The sequence below is a fragment of the Bradyrhizobium sp. LCT2 genome (genome assembly GCF_009931255.1).
GTDB classification, from domain to species: Bacteria; Pseudomonadota; Alphaproteobacteria; order Rhizobiales; family Xanthobacteraceae; genus Bradyrhizobium; species Bradyrhizobium diazoefficiens.
This window is the reverse complement of the sequence record NZ_CP034432.1, coordinates 1,158,005-1,175,281: the sequence shown is the minus strand read 5'-3', so window position 1 is coordinate 1,175,281 and position 17,277 is coordinate 1,158,005. Positions and strand designations below refer to the sequence as shown.

The window sequence follows — 17,277 nt, the reverse complement described above, 5'->3', positions numbered from 1 at the left end:
GGCTGTTAGCCAAGACGTCGGTATTCTGGCGGCAAGGAGCCAAATAATTACCGGGCTGGAGCAAGGGCAGATGGCGGTGAAGACAGACCAGCGCAGCAACAGCCGGGTTGTTTTCGAGCGTGGGATTCCGGCCCAGATGATGGGAATCGACGGCACGTGGCGGCGCGACTGCACCATGGAGGACGTCTCCCAGAGCGGCGCCAAGCTGACCATCGACGGTTCGGTCGAAGGGCTCCATCTGAAGGAATTTTTTCTCCTGCTGTCGTCCACCGGACTCGCGTACCGGCGCTGTGAGCTTGCCTGGGTCAATGGCGACCAGATCGGCGTCAACTTCCTCAAGCTCGGCGACAAGAAGAAAAAGGCGCGTTCCGCATCCGTCGGGGCGTAACGGCCACACCCGTCGTACAACCGTCACGGCAGGTGGCTAAGGCGGTTGAGATGCGGTGCGGCTGAATGAGTCCCGTGCTAGGATTGCCGCGAACGCGAATTCCAAGGGCAATTTCGAGAGTAATTCCAAGAGTTCTAATCCCAAGAGTTCTGAGTCCACGAGGCTGAGAAAGACGAATCTGAGAAAGCAAACGATGTCCGTCAAACCGACCAAAGCCATGGTGCTCGCCGCAGGGTTCGGCCTGCGCATGCGTCCACTGACGGACAAGATGCCGAAGCCGATGGTGCCGGTGGCGGGCCAGCCGCTGCTCGACCACGTGCTCGACAAGCTCGGCCAGGCCGGCGTGAGCGAGGCGGTGGTCAACGTGCATTACCTGCCGGACCAGATCATCGATCACGTCGCATCGCGCCAGCATCCGCGCGTGACCATCTCGGACGAGCGCAACCAGGTGCTCGGCACCGGCGGCGGCGTGGTCAAGGCGCTGCCGCTGCTCGGCAACGCGCCATTCTTCCATGTCAATTCCGACACGCTGTGGATCGACGGCGTGCGCTCGAACCTGGCGCGGCTTGCCGAAAACTTCGATCCCGCGCGCATGGACATCCTGCTCTTGATGGCGCCGACGGCGACCAGCATCGGCTATAGCGGCCGCGGCGATTACGGCATGCTGCCCGACGGAGCCCTGCGCAAGCGCAAGGAGAAAGAGGTCGTTCCGTTCGTCTACGCCGGCGCGGCGATCCTGTCGCCGTCGATCTTCGCCGATGCGCCGCAGGGCGAGTTCTCGCTGACCAAGATGTTCGACCGCGCCAACGAGCAGGAGCGCCTGTTCGGCCTGCGCCTCGACGGCGTCTGGATGCATGTCGGCACGCCTGATGCGGTGCATGCCGCGGAAGAGGCGTTTCTGGAGAGCGTGGCGTAGGCCGCGAACACGGTGCCGTAGGGTGGGCAAAGCGAAGCGTGCCCACCGCACAAGCCAACTCCAATGACGAATACGGTGGGCACGGCGCAAGCGCGCCTTTGCCCACCCTACGAGGCTGGAGAGCGTGGCGTAGGGGCTTCCCGTCATTCCGGGGCGCGCGCAAGCGCGAACCCGGAATCTCGAGATTCCGGGTTCGATGCTTCGCATCGCCCCGGAATGACAGTGGGAGAGCGGGGAAGACCCCGCCACAGCCAATGACCATTTGTGTCCGCCTCCCTATATTGGCGCCTGATCCCGAATCAGGCAGCCGATGCGCGTTTTCAGTGTTCCCATCTCAGTTCCGTTCCTGCGCACGGTCGTCACGGCCCTGATCGACGGCCGGCTGGTCGCGGGATTCGAGGCGCGCAGGGAGCCGGCACGGCTTGCGGACGCCACGCTGTACCTGCCGACCCGGCGCGCCATGCGTGTCGTGCGGGAGATATTCCTCGACGAGATGAAGGCTGACGCGGTCGTGCTGCCGCGCATCGTCGCGCTCGGCGACATCGACGAGGACGAGCTCGCCTTCGCCGATGAAGGCGAGCAGTTTTCCGGCGCAACGCCGCTCGACATCCCGCCGCGCCTTGGCGAGCTCGAGCGACGGCTGACGCTGGCGCAGCTCGTCGCGGCCTGGGCCAAGGGGCCGGTGCTGTCGCCGCTGGTGGTCGGCGGCCCCGCCTCGACGCTGGCTCTCGCCGGCGATCTCGCGCGCCTGATCGACGACATGGTGACGCGCGGGGTCGACTGGAGCGCGCTCGATGGTCTGGTGCCGGACCAGCTCGATCGCTACTGGCAGCACTCGCTCGAATTCCTGCGCATCGCCCGCATCGCCTGGCCCGGCCATCTCGCCGAGATCAACCGGATCGAGCCCGCGGCGCGGCGCGACCTCCTGATCGCGGCGGAAGCGAAGCGCCTGACCGCGCATCCGCATGGGCCCGTGATCGCGGCCGGCTCGACCGGCTCGATGCCGGCCACCGCAAAATTCCTGCATGCGGTCGCCTCGCTGCCGCATGGCGCAGTGGTGCTGCCGGGCCTCGACACTGATCTCGACGAGGATGCCTGGCGGGCCATCGGCGGCGTGCGCGATGCGCTCGGCAAGTTCGCGGAGCATCCGGCGTCGAACCATCCGCAATATGCCATGCACGCGCTGCTGGAGCGCTTCGGCATCAAGCGCGGCGACGTCGAGCTGCTTCAAGCGCCGGCGGAAGGCGGCCGCGACCTGCTCGCATCCGAATCGATGCGGCCCTCCGCCAAGACGGAAGTCTGGCACGACCGGCTGAAGCAGCCGGATGTTGCGGCAAAGATCGCCGGCGGCATGACAAACCTCGCAGTCGTCGAAGCCCCCAATCCTGAAATGGAAGCGCTGGCGATTGCGATCGCGATGCGCGAGGCGCGGCACCTCGACAAGTCAGCAGCGCTGGTCACCCCGGACCGCGCGCTGGCGCGCCGTGTGATGGCTGCGCTCACCCGATGGGACCTCGCCTTCGACGATTCCGGCGGCGACGTGCTGATGGAGACATCCGCCGGCGTTTTTGCGCGCCTTGCGGCCGAAGCGGCGACCAAGGGATTGGAGCCGCCGACGCTGCTGGCGATGCTGAAACATCCACTGTGCCGGCTGGGCCGCGCGCCGGGCGCTTGGAAGGCGCCGATCGAAGGCCTGGAGCTCGCCGTCTTGCGCGGCACGCGCCCGCCTGCGGGCTCGGCAGGCCTGCTGCGTGAATTCAACCGCTTTCGCGAGGAACTGGCCAAGCTGTGGCGCAGCGAGGTCTCCGCGCTCCACAAGGCCGAGCCACGCGCACGCCTCAAGGCGGAGGATCTCGATCGCGTCCAGGCCCTGATCGATGCCTTGCAGAAGGCCTTGGCGCCGATCGAGAGTTTGGCGTCGTCAAAGCCATATGACTTCGCCGAGCTCGCGCACCGGCATCGCGAGATCATGATCGAGCTGTCGCGCGACGAGCAGGGCATCCCGCTGGCCTTCGAGGAGCGCGAGGGCCTCGCACTCGCCGGCGCCTTCGACGATCTCCTGCGCGGCGGCACGACCAGCGGACTGATGGTGCCGCTGCCTGATTACCCTGATGTCTTCCAGACCGCGTTTGGCGATCGCGCGGTACGGCGGCGTGACAAGCCGGGCGCGCGGCTCCAGATCTACGGCCCGCTGGAATCGCGCCTGATGCAGGCGGACCGCATCATCGTCGGTGGCCTGATCGAGGGCGTCTGGCCGCCGGCGCCGCGCATCGATCCCTGGCTCAGCCGTCCGATGCGGCACGAGCTCGGCCTCGATCTGCCGGAGCGGCGCATCGGCCTGTCCGCCCACGATTTCGCGCAGCTGCTCGGCGGAGATGAGGTGATCCTCACCCATTCCGCCAAGGCCGGCGGCGCGCCGGCGGTGGCTTCGCGCTTCCTGCATCGGTTGGAGGCGGTTGCGGGCGACGATCGCTGGAAGGCGGCCATCCGCGCCGGCGAGAAATACGTGCGGTTCGCAGATCGGCTGGACCAGCCCGACGAGGTCAGGCCGATCAAGCAACCCGAACCGCGACCGCCGCGCGCGACACGGCCGCTGAAGATGTCGGTCACCGCGATCGAGGACTGGCTGCGCGATCCCTACACGATCTACGCCAAGCACATCTTGCGGCTGGATGCGCTCGATCCCGTCGACATGCCGCTGTCGGCCGCCGACCGCGGCTCGGCGATCCACGATGCGATCGGCGAATTCACGGAACGCTATGCGACGCGTCTGCCCGACGATCCCGCCCGCGTGCTGCGCGCGATCGGCGAAAAGCATTTCGCGCCGCTGATGGAGCGCCCCGAGGCGCGCGCGCTGTGGTGGCCGCGCTTCCAGCGCATCGCGCGCTGGTTCGGCGAGTGGGAAACGGCACGGCGCGACGTGGTCGAGGCGATCACCGCGGAGACCCGCGGCGAGATCTCGATCACGCTCGACAATGAACGCAGCTTCCGCCTCTCCGCGCGCGCCGACCGCATCGAGCGCCGCCAGGGCGGCGGCTACGCCATCCTCGACTACAAGACCGGCCAGCCGCCGACCGGCAAGCAGGTCCGCATGGGCCTGTCGCCACAGCTCACGCTGGAGGCGGCGATCCTGCGCGAAGGCGGCTTTCCCGACATCGACGCCGGCTCATCCGTGAGCCAGCTCGTCTATGTCCGCCTCAGCGGCAACAATCCGCCGGGCGAGGAGCGCATCCTCGAGCTCAAGTACAAGCAAGGCGACGAACCGCAGCCGCCGGATATTGCTGCCGCTGAGGCCCGGGCCAAGCTGGAAGCGCTGATCCGCGCCTTCGAGGACGAGAACCAAGCCTACACCTCGCTGAACCTGCCGATGTGGTCCAACCGCTACGGCACCTATGACGACCTCGCCCGCATCAAGGAGTGGTCGGCAGCCGGCGGATTGGGGATCGAGGAATGGTGAAGGCGCCACGCCCAATCCCCGATGAGGTGCGCGCCAGGCAGGCGCGTGCATCCGATCCGACCGCATCGGCCTTCGTGTCGGCCAATGCGGGCTCGGGCAAGACGCACGTGCTGGTGCAGCGCGTGATCCGTCTGCTGCTGTCGGGCGTGCCGCCGGAAAAGATCCTCTGCATCACCTTCACCAAGGCCGCCGCCGCCAACATGGCCGAGCGCGTGTTCACCACGCTCGGCCATTGGGTGACGCTGGACGACACCGCGCTCGATGCCGCGATCCGTGCCGTCGGCATCCCGCATCCCAGCGCAAAGCTGCGACGCGAAGCGCGAAAGCTATTCGCCTGTGCGCTGGAGACCCCCGGTGGATTGAAGGTGCAGACCATCCACGCGCTGTGTACCCGCCTGCTCCAGCAGTTTCCGTTCGAAGCCAACGTGCCGGCGCGCTTCTCCGTCATCGACGAGCGCGACCAGACCGACATGATGGAGCGCGCCAATCTGAAGGTGCTGCTGGAGGCCGCGCGCGACCCGGAAACGGTCACAGGCCGCGCGCTGCTGACCGCGATGGCCAGCGCCGCCGACGTCACCTTCAAGGAGGTCGTGCGCGAGGCCTGTCTGAGCCGCGATCATTTCATGGCCTGGACCGACGAGGCCGGCAACGCAGAAGCTGCCGCCGCGCAGATGGCGTCGGTGCTGGGCGTTGACGCCGCCGACGGCATCGAGGACGTCGAGACGGAGATCCTCGACGGTCCGTTCCTGCCGCGATCGCGCTGGGACGACATCGCGTTTGCGCTGGAAGACGGCAGCAAATCCGACAACGACCAGGCCAGCCGGCTTCGCGAGGCAAAAGCGTTTTCGGGCGGCGCGCAGGTCGACGCCTATCTCGGCGTCTTCCTCACCGACGAGAAGCTGCCGCGCAAGGCGGTGCTGACCAGGAAATTTTGCGATCACAATCCCTCCGTCGCCCGCCTGTTCGAGAACGAGGCCAAGCGCCTCGCTGGATTGATCGAGAAGCGCCGCGCGGTAACCATGCGTGACCGCACGGCGGCTCTCTTGCATATCGCGACCGCTGCTGCCGCGAACTACCGGCGCGAGAAGCAGGAGCGCGGCCTGCTCGACTATGACGATTTGATCGACAAAACGCTGGCGATGCTCAACCGCGTCTCCTCGGGCTGGGTGCATTACAAGCTCGACCGCGGCGTCGACCACGTCCTGATCGACGAGGCGCAGGACACCAGTCCGCGCCAATGGGACATCGTCGCGCACATCATCTCCGAGTTCACCGCGGGCGAAGGCGCGCGCGAGGGGCTGAACCGCACGATCTTCGCCGTCGGGGACGAGAAGCAGTCGATCTTCTCGTTCCAGGGCGCGCAGCCCCGGGAATTCGACGCGCGCCGGCGCGAGCTGCACCGCAAGTTCACCGCCGCCGGGCTGAAATTCGATCCGGTCGCCTTCACCTATTCGTTCCGCTCGGGCGCCGCGATCCTGCACTCGGTCGACCACGTCTTCCGCGACCCCGCGATCTACAAGAGCATCCATTCGGTCGAGATCGGCCATCCCCTGCACAATGCGCTCGCCGATGCAGGGCCAAGCGTGATCGAGCTGTGGGACCTGGCTGAAGCCGACGACAGGCAGGACATCGAGGGCTGGCGCGCGCCGTTCGACGGCGTTGCCGTCACCAGCCCCGAGGTCAAGCTCGCCCGCCGCATCCAGGCCGAGATCAAGCGGCTGGTCGAAAGCGGCACGCTCACCGGACATGAAGGCGAGCGGCGGCCGCTGCGCTACGGCGACATGCTGATCCTGGTCCGCCGGCGCGGCAACGCGTTCGATGCCGTGATCCAGGCGCTGAAGCACGCTGGCGTGCCGGTCGCCGGCGCCGACCGGCTGAAGCTCACCGAGCACATCGGCATCATCGATCTGATGAACCTTGCGGACGCGCTGCTGCTGCCGCAGGACGATCTCGCGCTTGCGGTCGCGCTGAAGAGCCCGCTGTTCGGGCTCGACGATGACGATTTGTTTGCGCTTGCCTGGGGCCGCAAGGGCTCGCTACGCCGGGCGCTCGGCGAGCAGGCGGCCGGAAGCGAAAAATTCGCCGCGGTGCTGCGGCGGCTCGAGGCCTGCGAAACTCGCGCGCGCGAGGAGACACCGTTCGCCTTCTACGCCTGGCTGCTTGGCGGTGATGGCGGACGCGCGCGCATCCTGCGCCGGCTCGGCCACGAGGCAAATGACGCGCTCGACGAATTCCTGGAGCTGGCGCTGAACTACGAGCGCAAGGCGCCGGCGTCGCTGCAAGGCTTCATGGCCTGGCTGCGCTCGGCCGACACCGAGGTGAAGCGCGACATGGAAATCTCCCGCGACGAGGTGCGGGTGATGACCGTGCACGGCGCCAAGGGCCTTGAAGCGTCCGTCGTGTTCATGGTCGACACCACATCGTCGCCCGCGGATTCGCAGCGGGTCCGGCTGATCCAGGTGCCGCGCGGCAATGGCGGCGAGGTGGTGGTGTGGGCCGGCCGCAAGGCCGATGATCCCAAGCCCGTCGCCGAGGCCCGCAAGGCCATGCTCGAGGAGACCGAGGACGAATATCGCCGCCTGCTCTATGTCGCGATGACGCGCGCGGCCGACCGGCTGATCGTCGGCGGCTGCATGCCCGGCAATATGAGGACGGTCCGCAAGCTGAGCTGGTACGACCTGGTCGACACCGGGCTCGCCGGCTCCGGCCTGGAGAAGCAGACGCTGGAAACGCCGCTTGGCAAGGTGACGCGATTCGCCCGGCCGGAGGACGTCGTTGCCCTCGGCACGCCCGCGACATTCGTGGATCAGACGATCGCGTTGCCGGACTGGCTGCGGGCGCCGGCACCGCGCGAGATGCAGGACGACGATTCCGTGCGCCCCTCGGGCCAGTCTGCGGAGGGAGGCCGCGCGGTCCGGTCAGGCGAATCGGTGCAGTCGCGCGCTCTGGCGCTGCAACGCGGCACGCTGGTGCACCGGCTGCTCCAGTCGCTGCCCGACATCGCCGCCGAGCGGCGGCGCGAGGCCGCGCGCGGCTTCATGGCGCGCAATGCCTCCGACTGGGCGGAGGCCGACCGCACCGCGCTGGCCGACAAGGTGCTCGCGCTGATCGCCGAGCCGCGCTTTGCACCGGTGTTTGCCGCCGGCAGCCGGGCGGAGGTCGCCATCGTCGGCCGGCTGGAGCGGCCAGGCCTCCAGCCTGCGCTGGTGTCGGGGCAGATCGACCGGCTGGTCGTTCGTCCGGATGAGGTCCTGATCGTCGATTTCAAGACCAACCAGGCGGCGCCCAAAAGCGCGACTGAGGCGCCCGCCGTCTATGTCCGGCAGCTTGCGCTGTACCGGGCGGTGCTGGCGCGGCTTTATCCCCAAAAGCCGGTCAGGGCCGTCCTGCTCTGGACCGAGGCCCTTGAATATATGGAGATTTCGGCCCCCGCGCTGGACGCGGCGCTGGCATCCCTTCATCTCGGTGTGAGCGTCCTTGACCCGGCAAGGGGCCGTTCATAGGTTGACGCCATGATCCCGGGCGCGATTCCCATCCGCGCCGATTCTTTCAACCGAGTGAGGTACTCCCATGGCCGTTGGCAAGGTTTCTGACACTGATTTCGAAGCCGAAGTGCTCAAGGCGAACGGCCCTGTGGTCGTCGATTTCTGGGCCGAATGGTGCGGTCCCTGCCGCATGATCGCGCCCGCCCTCGACGAGATCGCCGGCGCGATGGGCGACAAGGTCAAGATCGTGAAGCTCAATGTCGACGAGAGCCCGAAGACCGCGTCGAAGTACGGCGTGATGTCGATCCCGACCCTGATGATCTTCAAGGGCGGCGAGATGGCCTCCCGCCAGGTCGGCGCGGCGCCGAAGGCAAAGCTGCAGCAGTGGATCACGTCGGCGGTGTGATCCGCCTCGCGAGTAACTGAGAATTCTGCAACGGCCGGCAACACGCCGGCCGTTTTGTTTTTTGTCGGCGGCAATCATGCCGATCTCGTTTCGGCAAGTTTGGCGAGACTGGCGAGAACATCGGGAAAGTCCGACGCGACAGCCGGACCGATCTCGGACGCTTGCGGCCCTCGCGCGTCCGCGGCGTAAACGATGCGCGTGCGCGCCGGTCCAGGAGAATCGCCAAGCGGTTCGATGCGATGGGCGACTGTGATGACGAGATCGCCGACTCGCGTTTCATCGATGAAGCACACGTTCTCGCGAACCTCGATCAGTTGCGAGCGTAGCGTCTCCTCGCCGGGGGGCTTCATCGTGAACCAAGTGCCGGCCGCGAATGGCCCGTCGATGTCGATCTGCTCGATACCCGCATTCCAGTTTTTCCAGCCGGGGACATCGCGAAAGATGCCCCAGATCGTCTCTGCGGTTGCAGACGTCTCGATGGTATATTCGTTTCGCCAGACATGGCCGTCGTCCATGGCGCGCTCCCACTTTGATATGTACGCTTATAACAAGCGCCCTTATCAAGGAGTCAAACCCGCCGCCCGGATGGAGCGAAGCGGCGCTACTTGATCCATCCCGTCGCGAGCGCGTTCGCGAGCTCCGGCTGATTGTTGCGGCGTGCGAGCGCGGCCATCGCCTCGTGATCATAGACGACATGGCGGAAGGTCACTTGCCAAGCAGCATCGACGAGTTCGAGGATCGCGTAGCGCGCGTGCGGCGTGCCGGCCTCGACGACATGCGGGAACGGATGCTTGTCGCGATAGCCCGGGCTACCGACGCTGCCGGGATTGACGATCAGCCGGCCGTCACGAAGCCGCACCGTGCGGGCGAGATGGGTGTGGGCGCAGAGGATCAGGGACTGCGTGATGCCTTGCGCGAACTGCTCGATGCGGTCGAGCGGCGATAGCGCCACCGTGCCGTCGGGATGCACGGTATCGAGCCAATAGACCTCGTCGTTCTCGGGCGTCGCATGGCAGAGGAAGACCCGGTCGCGAAACACGCGCGTCATCGGCTGCGCCCGCAGCCAATCGAGTTGCACGGCATTCAGCGCCGCATGGGCGGGACGATCCCACGAGCCCATCTTCTCCGGCGGACGGTCGAGCAGGTAGCGGTCGTGATTGCCGAGCACATGCACGGCGTCGAGATTCATCAGGATCTCGATGGTCCGGCGCGCGTCGAGCGGACCGCTCAGCATGTCGCCGAGATTGACGAGGTCGGCGATGCCCTGGGCGCGGATGTCGGCAAGCACCGCCTCCAGCGCGAGATGGTTTCCGTGAATGTCGGCAATCGCGGCAAAACGCATTGGCATTCTCTCTTGCCCCGGACGCAGCGCAGCGCTTCTTCAGCGGTGCGCTGCAGAGCCGGGGCCCATGTTGCGGCATTCTGGGTCCCGGCTCTGCGGCGCATCGCTTGCGCGATGCGCCTTGTCCGGGACAAGACAGCTCATGCAGGAGGCGTGCCGTTGATGCCGAGCACGTGGCCGGCGAGATAGAGCGAGCCGGTGATCAGGATGCGCGGCGGCACCTCGTAGGCGAGCTTCGACAGCGCGCGCAGCGCGGCCTCGATGCCCGGCGCGGGCTCGACGCGCATGCCGAGGCTGCGCGCGGCGTCCGCGAGGCGGTCGGCCGGCATCGCATTCTCGGTGTCGGGAATCGGCACCGCGATGATGTGACGGGTGAGGCCGGCGAAATTGGCGAGGAAGGCCCGCGCATCCTTGTTGGCCATCATGCCCGCGATCACGACCAGCGGCCGCGACACCCGTTCCTCGAGATCGCCGAGTGCGGCCGCCGCAACGCGCCCGCCTTCCGCATTGTGCCCGCCGTCGAGCCAGATCTCCGAGCCCTGCGGCCCCCAGGAGAGCAGCTCGCCCGAGGTGATGCGCTGCATCCGCGCCGGCCATTCGGCGCCGACGATGCCGGCCTCGAACGCCGCCTGGTTGACCTTGAATGTCGAAATCGCGCGCAGTGTCGCGATCGCAAGCCCGGCATTGTCGAACTGGTGGCGGCCGAACAGGCGCGGCGCGGCGAGATCCATCAGGCCGCGATCGTCGGAATAAACCAGGCGCCCATGCTCGACATTGACGTGCCAGCTCTCGTTCGCGGCAAACAGCGGCGCGCGCATGCGCTTGGCCTGCGCCTCGATCACCGCCATCGCCTCGCCCGACTGCTCGGCGCAAACCACGGGCACGCCGCGCTTGATGATCGCGGCCTTCTCGCCGGCGATGGAGGTCAGCGTATCGCCGAGGAAGTCCGTGTGGTCCATGCTCACAGGCGTGATCACGGTGGCCGCCGGCGTATCGACCACATTGGTCGAATCGAGCCGGCCGCCAAGGCCGACCTCGAGCAGCACCGCATCGGCCGGATTCTGCGCGAACAGATGAAACGCGGCAGCCGTCTTCAGCTCGAACACGGTGGCAGGCTCGCCGGCATTGACGCGCTCGACTTCTTCCAGCGCGGCGCGCAGTTCGACGTCGCCGACCAGCACGCCGCCACCGAGGCGACCAAGCCGGAAACATTCGTTGATGCGGACCAGATACGGCGAGGTGTAGGCGTGGACGCGCAGGTCTGCCGCTTCCAGCGTCGCGCGCAGATAAGCGAGCGTCGAGCCCTTGCCATTGGTGCCGGCGATGTGGATCACCGGGGGCAGCTTGCGTTCGGGGTGGCCGAGCCGATCGAGCAGACGATGCATCCGCTCCAGCCCAAGATCGATGCGCTTCTGATGCAGGGCCGACAGCCGCCCGATCAATTCGTCGAGCGGCGGCTTTGCGCTGTCAGGAGACGCGTTCACGCGTGCGGCGCGGCCGGCGCCGTCTCGGAAGCCGATACGATCTGCGCCGGGCTGACGACAGGTTGCACCGATTTCGACGCGGTCTCCAGCGCCGGTGCCTTGGTCAACAGGCGACAGAGCCGTGCCAGGGTCGGACGCAAATCGTGACGATGCACGACCATGTCGACCATGCCGTGCTCTTTCAGGTACTCGGCGCGCTGGAAGCCTTCCGGGAGCTTCTCGCGGATGGTCTGCTCGATCACGCGCGCGCCGGCAAAGCCGATCAGCGCGCCGGGCTCGGCGATCTGCACGTCGCCCAGCATCGCGTAGGAGGCGGTGACGCCGCCGGTGGTCGGATTGGTCAGCACGACGATATAGGGCTGTTTTGCCTCGCGCAGCATCTGAACCGCGACGGTCGTGCGCGGCATCTGCATCAGCGACAGGATGCCTTCCTGCATGCGCGCGCCGCCTGATGCGGCGAACACGATGAACGGCGACTTCTTCTCGACCGCGAGTTCGAGCCCACGCACGATGGCCTCGCCCGCGGCCATGCCGAGCGAGCCGCCCATGAAGTCGAAATCCTGCACGGCGATGACGACGGCGGCGCCTTCGAGCTTGCCGTAGCCGACCTTGATCGCGTCGTTGAGGTTAGTTCGCGCGCGGGCATCCTTGATGCGGTCGACGTATTTCTTCTCGTCGCGGAACTTGAGCGGATCCGGCGTGACATCCGGCAGCGCGACGTCGTACCAGGTCTCGTTGTCGAAGATCGACTTCAGACGCGCCACCGCGCCCATGCGCATGTGGTAGTTCGAGCCGGGAATGACGAACTGGTTGGCCTCGACGTCCTTGTAGAACACGAGCTGCCCGGAATCCGGACACTTGATCCACAAATTCTCCGGCGTCTCCCGCCGCAGCATGTTGCGGATCTTCGGCCGGACCACATTGGTAAGCCAGTTCATGGTTTGCTCCGATGTGCGATCCCGCTCCGGAGATCGCCTGAAGGGATATATGGCTGCCGGACCCTGCCCCGGCAAGCCGCCGTGTCGTCCGCCCCAAAAGCGGAATTATGGCCTATTCCGCCGCCTGTTGTGCGCCTTTGACGCCTTGGGCCAGGGATGCCGTCAGTTCGGCGACGGCGTTAACGGTTTTGGCGGTGGCCCGGCCGTCTGCATCGAGGCTGTTCTTGAGCGCATCGACCAGCGCCGTGCCGACCACCGCGCCATTCGCATGCGAGGCGATGGCGCGCGCGGTCTCCGGCGTGCGGATGCCGAAGCCGACGCAGACCGGCAGCTTGGTGTGACGCTTGATGCGGGCAACCGCTTCGCTCACCGCCGAGGAATCCGCCGCCGCAGCACCGGTGATGCCGGTGATCGAGACGTAGTAGACGAAGCCCGAGGTGTTGGCGAGCACGGCCGGCAGGCGCTTGTCGTCGGTCGTCGGCGTCGCCAGGCGAATGAAGTTCAGGCCGGCCTTCATCGCGGGCAGGCAGAGCTCGTCGTCCTCCTCCGGCGGCAGATCGACGATGATGAGGCCGTCGACGCCGGCGCTCTTGGCATCGACAAGGAACTTGTCGACGCCGTAGATGTAGATTGGATTGTAATAGCCCATCAGCACGATCGGCGTCGCATTGTCGTCCTTGCGGAAGCCGCGCACGAGCTCGAGCGTCTTCTTCAGCGTCATGCCGGCCTTGAGCGCGCGCAGGCCCGCCGCCTGGATCGACGGACCGTCGGCCATCGGATCGGTGAAGGGCATGCCGATCTCGATCACGTCGGCGCCGGACTTCGGCAGCGCCTTGATGATCTCGAGCGAGGTGGCGGGATCCGGATCGCCGGCCATCAGGAAGGTCACGAAGGCCGAGCGGCCCTGCTTCGCAAGCTCGGCAAAACGGATGTCGATACGCGTGGTCACTTGCTCTTGCCCCTCAGGATGTCGCCGACCTGCGGGACGTCCTTGTCGCCGCGGCCGGAGAGATTGACGACCATCAGGTGATCTTTTGCGCGCTTCGGCGCGAGCTCCATCACCTTGGCGATGGCATGCGCAGGCTCGAGCGCCGGGATGATGCCTTCCAGCTTTGAAAGCAGCTGGAACGCGGCGAGCGCCTCGTCGTCGGTCGCGGAGAGATAGTTCACGCGGCCGATCTCGTGCAGCCAGGAATGCTCGGGGCCGATGCCGGGATAGTCGAGGCCGGCCGAGATCGAATGAGCGTCCTGGATCTGGCCGTCCGCGTCCATCAGCAGATAGGTGCGGTTGCCGTGCAGCACGCCGGGACGGCCGCCCGCGATCGAGGCCGCATGAAGCTGCGTGAGCCCGTGGCCTGCAGCTTCGACGCCGAAAATTTCGACGGAGGGATCGTCGAGGAATGGGTGGAACAGGCCCATCGCATTCGAGCCGCCGCCGATGCAGGCGACCAGCGAATCCGGCAGGCGGCCCTCGACCTCCTGCATCTGCGCCTTGGTCTCGTTGCCGATGATCGACTGGAAGTCGCGCACCAGCGTCGGATAGGGATGCGGGCCCGCGACCGTGCCGATGCAATAGAACGTGTTGTGCACGTTGGTGACCCAGTCGCGCAGCGCCTCGTTCATGGCGTCCTTCAGCGTGCGCGTGCCCGACTGCACCGGGACCACCTTTGCGCCCAGCATCTCCATGCGGATCACGTTGGGCTGCTGCCGCTCGACGTCGACGGCGCCCATATAGACCACGCATTCGAGGCCGAAGCGCGCGCACAGCGTCGCGGTGGCGACGCCGTGCTGGCCGGCGCCGGTCTCGGCGATGATGCGCTTCTTGCCCATGCGCCGCGCCAGCATGATCTGGCCGAGCACGTTGTTCACCTTGTGCGAGCCGGTGTGGTTGAGCTCTTCGCGCTTGAGGTAGATCTTGGCGCCGCCGAGATGCTCGGTGAGACGCTCGGCGAAATAGAGCGGCGAGGGCCGGCCGACATAGTTCTTGAGATAGCCGTTCATCTCGGCCTGGAAGGCCGGATCGGCCTTGGCCGCGGTGTAGGCCTTCTCCAGATCGAGGATCAGCGGCATCAGCGTTTCGGCGACGAAGCGTCCGCCGAAGATGCCGAAATGACCGCGCTCGTCGGGCCCGCTGCGGTAGGAGTTTGGTTTGGCGATGTTCATCGGACGCTCAACTCTTGACTTGCATCTTGGGTGGCGCGCGCGGCGCGGATGAAGGCCTTGATCAGCTCGGGATCCTTGACGCCGGGAGCGCTCTCGACACCGGAGGACACGTCGACGCCGCCGGCGCGGGTGATGCGAAGGGCCTCCGCAACGTTGTCGGCGTGAAGCCCGCCCGAGACCATGTAGGGCAGGTTCAGATCGAGGTTTTCGAGCAGGTGCCAGTCGAACGGCGCGCCCAGGCCGCCGGGCCGCGTCGCGTCTTTCGGCGCGCGCGCATCGAACAGGATGCGGTCGGCGACCGCGGCGTAGCCGGGCAGCACGGCAAGATCGGCTGAGGTTGCGACCGGCACCGCCTTCATCACGGGGCGGCCGAACCGCTGCTTGATGTCGCGCAGCCGCGCGACGGTCTCCTTGCCATGGAGCTGGAAAATGTCCGGCGACAGCGCGTCCATGATGTTGTCGAGCGTGGCGTCATCGGCATCGACCGTGAGCGCAACCTTGAGCGCGCGCCGATTCACCTGGCGGCCGAGATCGCGGCCAAGCTCCAGCGACAGATGCCGGGGCGACGGCGGAAAGAACACGAACCCCACCATGTCGGCGCCCGCGTCGAGCGCTGTTTCGAGCGTCTCGCGCGTGGACAGGCCGCAGATTTTGACGAGCAGGGACATGGTCTCAAAGCAGGTAAAGGCCGCAACTCCGCGGCCGGAAAGCAGGGTTTTCGGTTGCGGCCGCTTCTACAACGTCGCGCGCTGCTTGTCTCGCCCGACGGGCCCGTAAAGGCCCACCCCGACGGGGGCGGGGAGGCGCTGGGAATCGGGCTTCGCCGCGGCCGTCTGGGCCCGCAAGCCGGCCAGTTCGGTCCGGGCGCTGCGCGCATCCGCCTCATGCCGACGGGCCGCGCGGCGCCAGTGCCGCTGGCCGAGCCAGACGGCACAGCCGCCGGCCAGGACGCCCAGCGCCGCCACCAGGATCAGCAGCAGGAACAGCGGCAGCGTGACCGACAATGACGGGTCGTCGGAGACAAAGGGATCGAAGGAGACCGTGACGAAATGCCGGTTGGAGACGGCGAACACCACCAGGATCAGACCCAGCGGAATCACGATCAGCGCGGTCAGGAACTTTCGCATCTCGCTTCGCTCGCCTTGAATCAAGCTTCCGGCCGCATCTTGAGCGACCGCGGGAAACCCTGACGCCGGCCTCAGTCTGCCGCGCCGGGATCCGGATGGTCGCGGTTCAGCCGCTCGCGCATTTCCTTGCCGGTCTTGAAGAACGGAACGCTCTTCTGATCGACGGGTACATGGGCGCCGGTGCGCGGATTACGCCCGGCGCGTGCAGGGCGATGCTTGACCGAGAAGGCACCGAAGCCGCGCAACTCGACGCGATCACCGCGTGCGAGAGCCGCTACGATCTCTTCGAGAATCGCATTCACAATGTTCTCGACATCCCGCTGGTACAGATGCGGGTTGTGCTCGGCGATACGCTGAACAAGTTCGGATTTGATCATCGAGAGATAGGACCCGGAAGCGTGCGGATGACCATTTCCGTGAAAATACCGTGATCTGTCAAGACGCTAAATCAAGGTTGAGCGTCGTGAAAATGCGTGACAAATGCCAAAAAAGCAGGCTGCCCCGACACTCGCCAGACGAGAAAACCCTTAGGCGCTCGCCTGTCCCAGTCAGTTTGACGCAGCCGGCTGCCACAAAGCCAGCATTCCATCCATTCCGAACCGGTCGACGGCCTGCGCGACGCCGGTTTGCCCGATTTGATGCGCAATCGAGCCTAAACCCAGCGCTTCCAGCGTCACGGCAGCGGCCGTCTTGAGGAACGGCAGATCGCCGAAGCGCGACTGAAGCTTGTAGTCGCGCACCGAAAGCCCCTTCTTGACGCCCTTCTGCTCGACCAGCCAGGTCACCGCCGTCTTCTCGTCGCCGATCTGGTCGATCAGCTTGAGATCGATCGCCTGGCGTCCGGTGAAGACGCGGCCGTCGGCCACTTTCTCGAGCTGCGTGTCGTCCATGCCACGCCGTTCCTTCACCAGTCCCTTGAACCAGGCGTAGGAGTCCTTCACCAGCGCGTCGAGCGCGGCCCGCGCCTCGGGACTGGTCGGCTCAAAACCGTTGGGCGCGGCCTTCAGCGGCGAGGATTTTACCTCCTCGACCTTGACGCCGATGGTCTTCAGGAGCTCGGTGACATTGGGGTACTGGAACAGCACACCGATCGAGCCGACCAGCGAGCTCTGCTGCGCGATGATGTGGTCGCTCGCGATCGCCGTGATGTAGCCGCCGGAGGCGGCAAGACCCTCGACCACGACGACGAGCGGCTTCTTCGCCTTGAGCCGGACCAGCGAGTCGTAGAGCTGCTCGGAGCCTGCGGTGGTGCCGCCCGGCGAGTTGATGTGAACGATGACGGCGGCAGCCTGCGAATTCTCCAACCGCTCCAGCGCCTGCGTGCGATCGGAATCGCTGCGGATCAGGCCGTCGATCTGGACCCGCGCAATCGAGCCGGCGGCTGCGAACGTGCCGCGTGCGCCGGGCGTCGCAATCAGCGCGAAGCCCGCAATCGCCGCGATCGCGATCAGCGCGGCCATGACGCGCCAGAACGTCAGCTTGCGGCGGATCCTGCGACGATCGACGATGATGTCCGAATCGAGCGACATCGGAATATCTCCAAATGAAAGACCAGGCGCGTTGTGCCGTCA

The 17,277-nt window shown here is 66.5% G+C and carries 15 protein-coding genes; 5 read left to right on the top strand and 10 right to left on the bottom strand.

Features of this window, described 5'->3' with window-relative positions:
* The first annotated feature begins 70 nt into the window (after window positions 1–70).
* From EI171_RS06295 to trxA, 5 genes are all read left to right on the top strand, one after another.
* On the top strand, window positions 71–388 hold the full coding sequence (locus EI171_RS06295; RefSeq protein ID WP_011083578.1) for a PilZ domain-containing protein: 318 nt from the start codon (window positions 71–73) through the stop codon (window positions 386–388).
* A gap of 193 nt (window positions 389–581) precedes the next feature.
* A complete protein-coding gene (locus tag EI171_RS06290) occupies window positions 582–1,304 on the top strand; it encodes a nucleotidyltransferase family protein (RefSeq protein WP_011083577.1) in 723 nt (240 codons plus the stop codon).
* 310 nt (window positions 1,305–1,614) lie between these two features.
* Complete coding sequence (addB, locus tag EI171_RS06285; RefSeq protein WP_161532849.1) at window positions 1,615–4,761, top strand: double-strand break repair protein AddB; 3,147 nt, start codon at window positions 1,615–1,617, stop codon at window positions 4,759–4,761.
* A complete protein-coding gene (gene addA / locus EI171_RS06280; protein WP_161532848.1) occupies window positions 4,755–8,264 on the top strand; it encodes a double-strand break repair helicase AddA in 3,510 nt (1,169 codons plus the stop codon). Before addB ends, addA begins: the two co-directional genes overlap by 7 nt.
* Window positions 8,265–8,331: 67 nt before the next feature.
* The gene (gene trxA, locus EI171_RS06275) at window positions 8,332–8,652 is read left to right on the top strand and encodes a thioredoxin (protein ID WP_007598398.1); all 321 of its coding nucleotides are present in this window, start codon (window positions 8,332–8,334) and stop codon (window positions 8,650–8,652) included.
* 74 nt (window positions 8,653–8,726) lie between these two features.
* On the opposite strand, the gene EI171_RS06270 is transcribed toward trxA, so the two are convergent.
* From EI171_RS06270 to sppA, 10 genes are all read right to left on the bottom strand, one after another.
* Window positions 8,727–9,167: an SRPBCC family protein gene (locus tag EI171_RS06270; protein WP_011083574.1), complete on the bottom strand. Its 441-nt coding sequence runs from the start codon at window positions 9,165–9,167 to the stop codon at window positions 8,727–8,729.
* Window positions 9,168–9,253: 86 nt separating this feature from the next.
* Entirely contained in the window at window positions 9,254–9,994 is a 741-nt protein-coding gene (locus EI171_RS06265) for a metallophosphoesterase (RefSeq protein WP_038965152.1), read from the bottom strand.
* A gap of 140 nt (window positions 9,995–10,134) precedes the next feature.
* Window positions 10,135–11,478, bottom strand: a complete 1,344-nt coding sequence (locus tag EI171_RS06260; protein ID WP_161532847.1) for a folylpolyglutamate synthase/dihydrofolate synthase family protein — start codon at window positions 11,476–11,478, stop codon at window positions 10,135–10,137.
* Entirely contained in the window at window positions 11,475–12,416 is a 942-nt protein-coding gene (gene accD / locus EI171_RS06255; RefSeq protein WP_011083571.1) for an acetyl-CoA carboxylase, carboxyltransferase subunit beta, read from the bottom strand. Before accD ends, EI171_RS06260 begins: the two co-directional genes overlap by 4 nt.
* Before the next feature lie 112 nt (window positions 12,417–12,528).
* Entirely contained in the window at window positions 12,529–13,365 is an 837-nt protein-coding gene (gene trpA / locus EI171_RS06250) for a tryptophan synthase subunit alpha (protein ID WP_011083570.1), read from the bottom strand.
* Complete coding sequence (gene trpB / locus EI171_RS06245; RefSeq protein WP_011083569.1) at window positions 13,362–14,579, bottom strand: tryptophan synthase subunit beta; 1,218 nt, start codon at window positions 14,577–14,579, stop codon at window positions 13,362–13,364. The genes trpA and trpB overlap by 4 nt, the downstream gene beginning before the upstream one ends.
* Complete coding sequence (locus EI171_RS06240) at window positions 14,576–15,247, bottom strand: phosphoribosylanthranilate isomerase (protein ID WP_028172494.1); 672 nt, start codon at window positions 15,245–15,247, stop codon at window positions 14,576–14,578. The genes trpB and EI171_RS06240 overlap by 4 nt, the downstream gene beginning before the upstream one ends.
* A 66-nt stretch (window positions 15,248–15,313) precedes the next feature.
* Complete coding sequence (locus tag EI171_RS06235) at window positions 15,314–15,706, bottom strand: lipopolysaccharide assembly protein LapA domain-containing protein (protein ID WP_011083567.1); 393 nt, start codon at window positions 15,704–15,706, stop codon at window positions 15,314–15,316.
* 71 nt (window positions 15,707–15,777) lie between these two features.
* The gene (locus EI171_RS06230) at window positions 15,778–16,083 is read right to left on the bottom strand and encodes an integration host factor subunit beta (RefSeq protein WP_008539997.1); all 306 of its coding nucleotides are present in this window, start codon (window positions 16,081–16,083) and stop codon (window positions 15,778–15,780) included.
* Window positions 16,084–16,254: 171 nt separating this feature from the next.
* Window positions 16,255–17,235 carry a signal peptide peptidase SppA gene (gene sppA, locus EI171_RS06225; protein ID WP_028172493.1) on the bottom strand — a complete coding sequence of 327 codons (981 nt, stop codon included), beginning with the start codon at window positions 17,233–17,235 and terminating at the stop codon, window positions 16,255–16,257.
* Between the last annotated feature and the right edge of the window lie 42 nt (window positions 17,236–17,277).

Coding starts and splice junctions, on each gene's coding strand:
- EI171_RS06295 (WP_011083578.1), top strand. CDS start 71: ATGGCGGTGAAGACAGACCAGCGCAGCAACAGCCGGGTTGTTTTCGAG.
- EI171_RS06290 (WP_011083577.1), top strand. CDS start 582: ATGTCCGTCAAACCGACCAAAGCCATGGTGCTCGCCGCAGGGTTCGGC.
- addB (WP_161532849.1), top strand. CDS start 1,615: ATGCGCGTTTTCAGTGTTCCCATCTCAGTTCCGTTCCTGCGCACGGTC.
- addA (WP_161532848.1), top strand. CDS start 4,755: ATGGTGAAGGCGCCACGCCCAATCCCCGATGAGGTGCGCGCCAGGCAG.
- trxA (WP_007598398.1), top strand. CDS start 8,332: ATGGCCGTTGGCAAGGTTTCTGACACTGATTTCGAAGCCGAAGTGCTC.
- EI171_RS06270 (WP_011083574.1), bottom strand. CDS start 9,167: ATGGACGACGGCCATGTCTGGCGAAACGAATATACCATCGAGACGTCT.
- EI171_RS06265 (WP_038965152.1), bottom strand. CDS start 9,994: ATGCGTTTTGCCGCGATTGCCGACATTCACGGAAACCATCTCGCGCTG.
- accD (WP_011083571.1), bottom strand. CDS start 12,416: ATGAACTGGCTTACCAATGTGGTCCGGCCGAAGATCCGCAACATGCTG.
- trpB (WP_011083569.1), bottom strand. CDS start 14,579: ATGAACATCGCCAAACCAAACTCCTACCGCAGCGGGCCCGACGAGCGC.
- EI171_RS06240 (WP_028172494.1), bottom strand. CDS start 15,247: ATGTCCCTGCTCGTCAAAATCTGCGGCCTGTCCACGCGCGAGACGCTC.
- EI171_RS06235 (WP_011083567.1), bottom strand. CDS start 15,706: ATGCGAAAGTTCCTGACCGCGCTGATCGTGATTCCGCTGGGTCTGATC.
- EI171_RS06230 (WP_008539997.1), bottom strand. CDS start 16,083: ATGATCAAATCCGAACTTGTTCAGCGTATCGCCGAGCACAACCCGCAT.
- sppA (WP_028172493.1), bottom strand. CDS start 17,235: ATGTCGCTCGATTCGGACATCATCGTCGATCGTCGCAGGATCCGCCGC.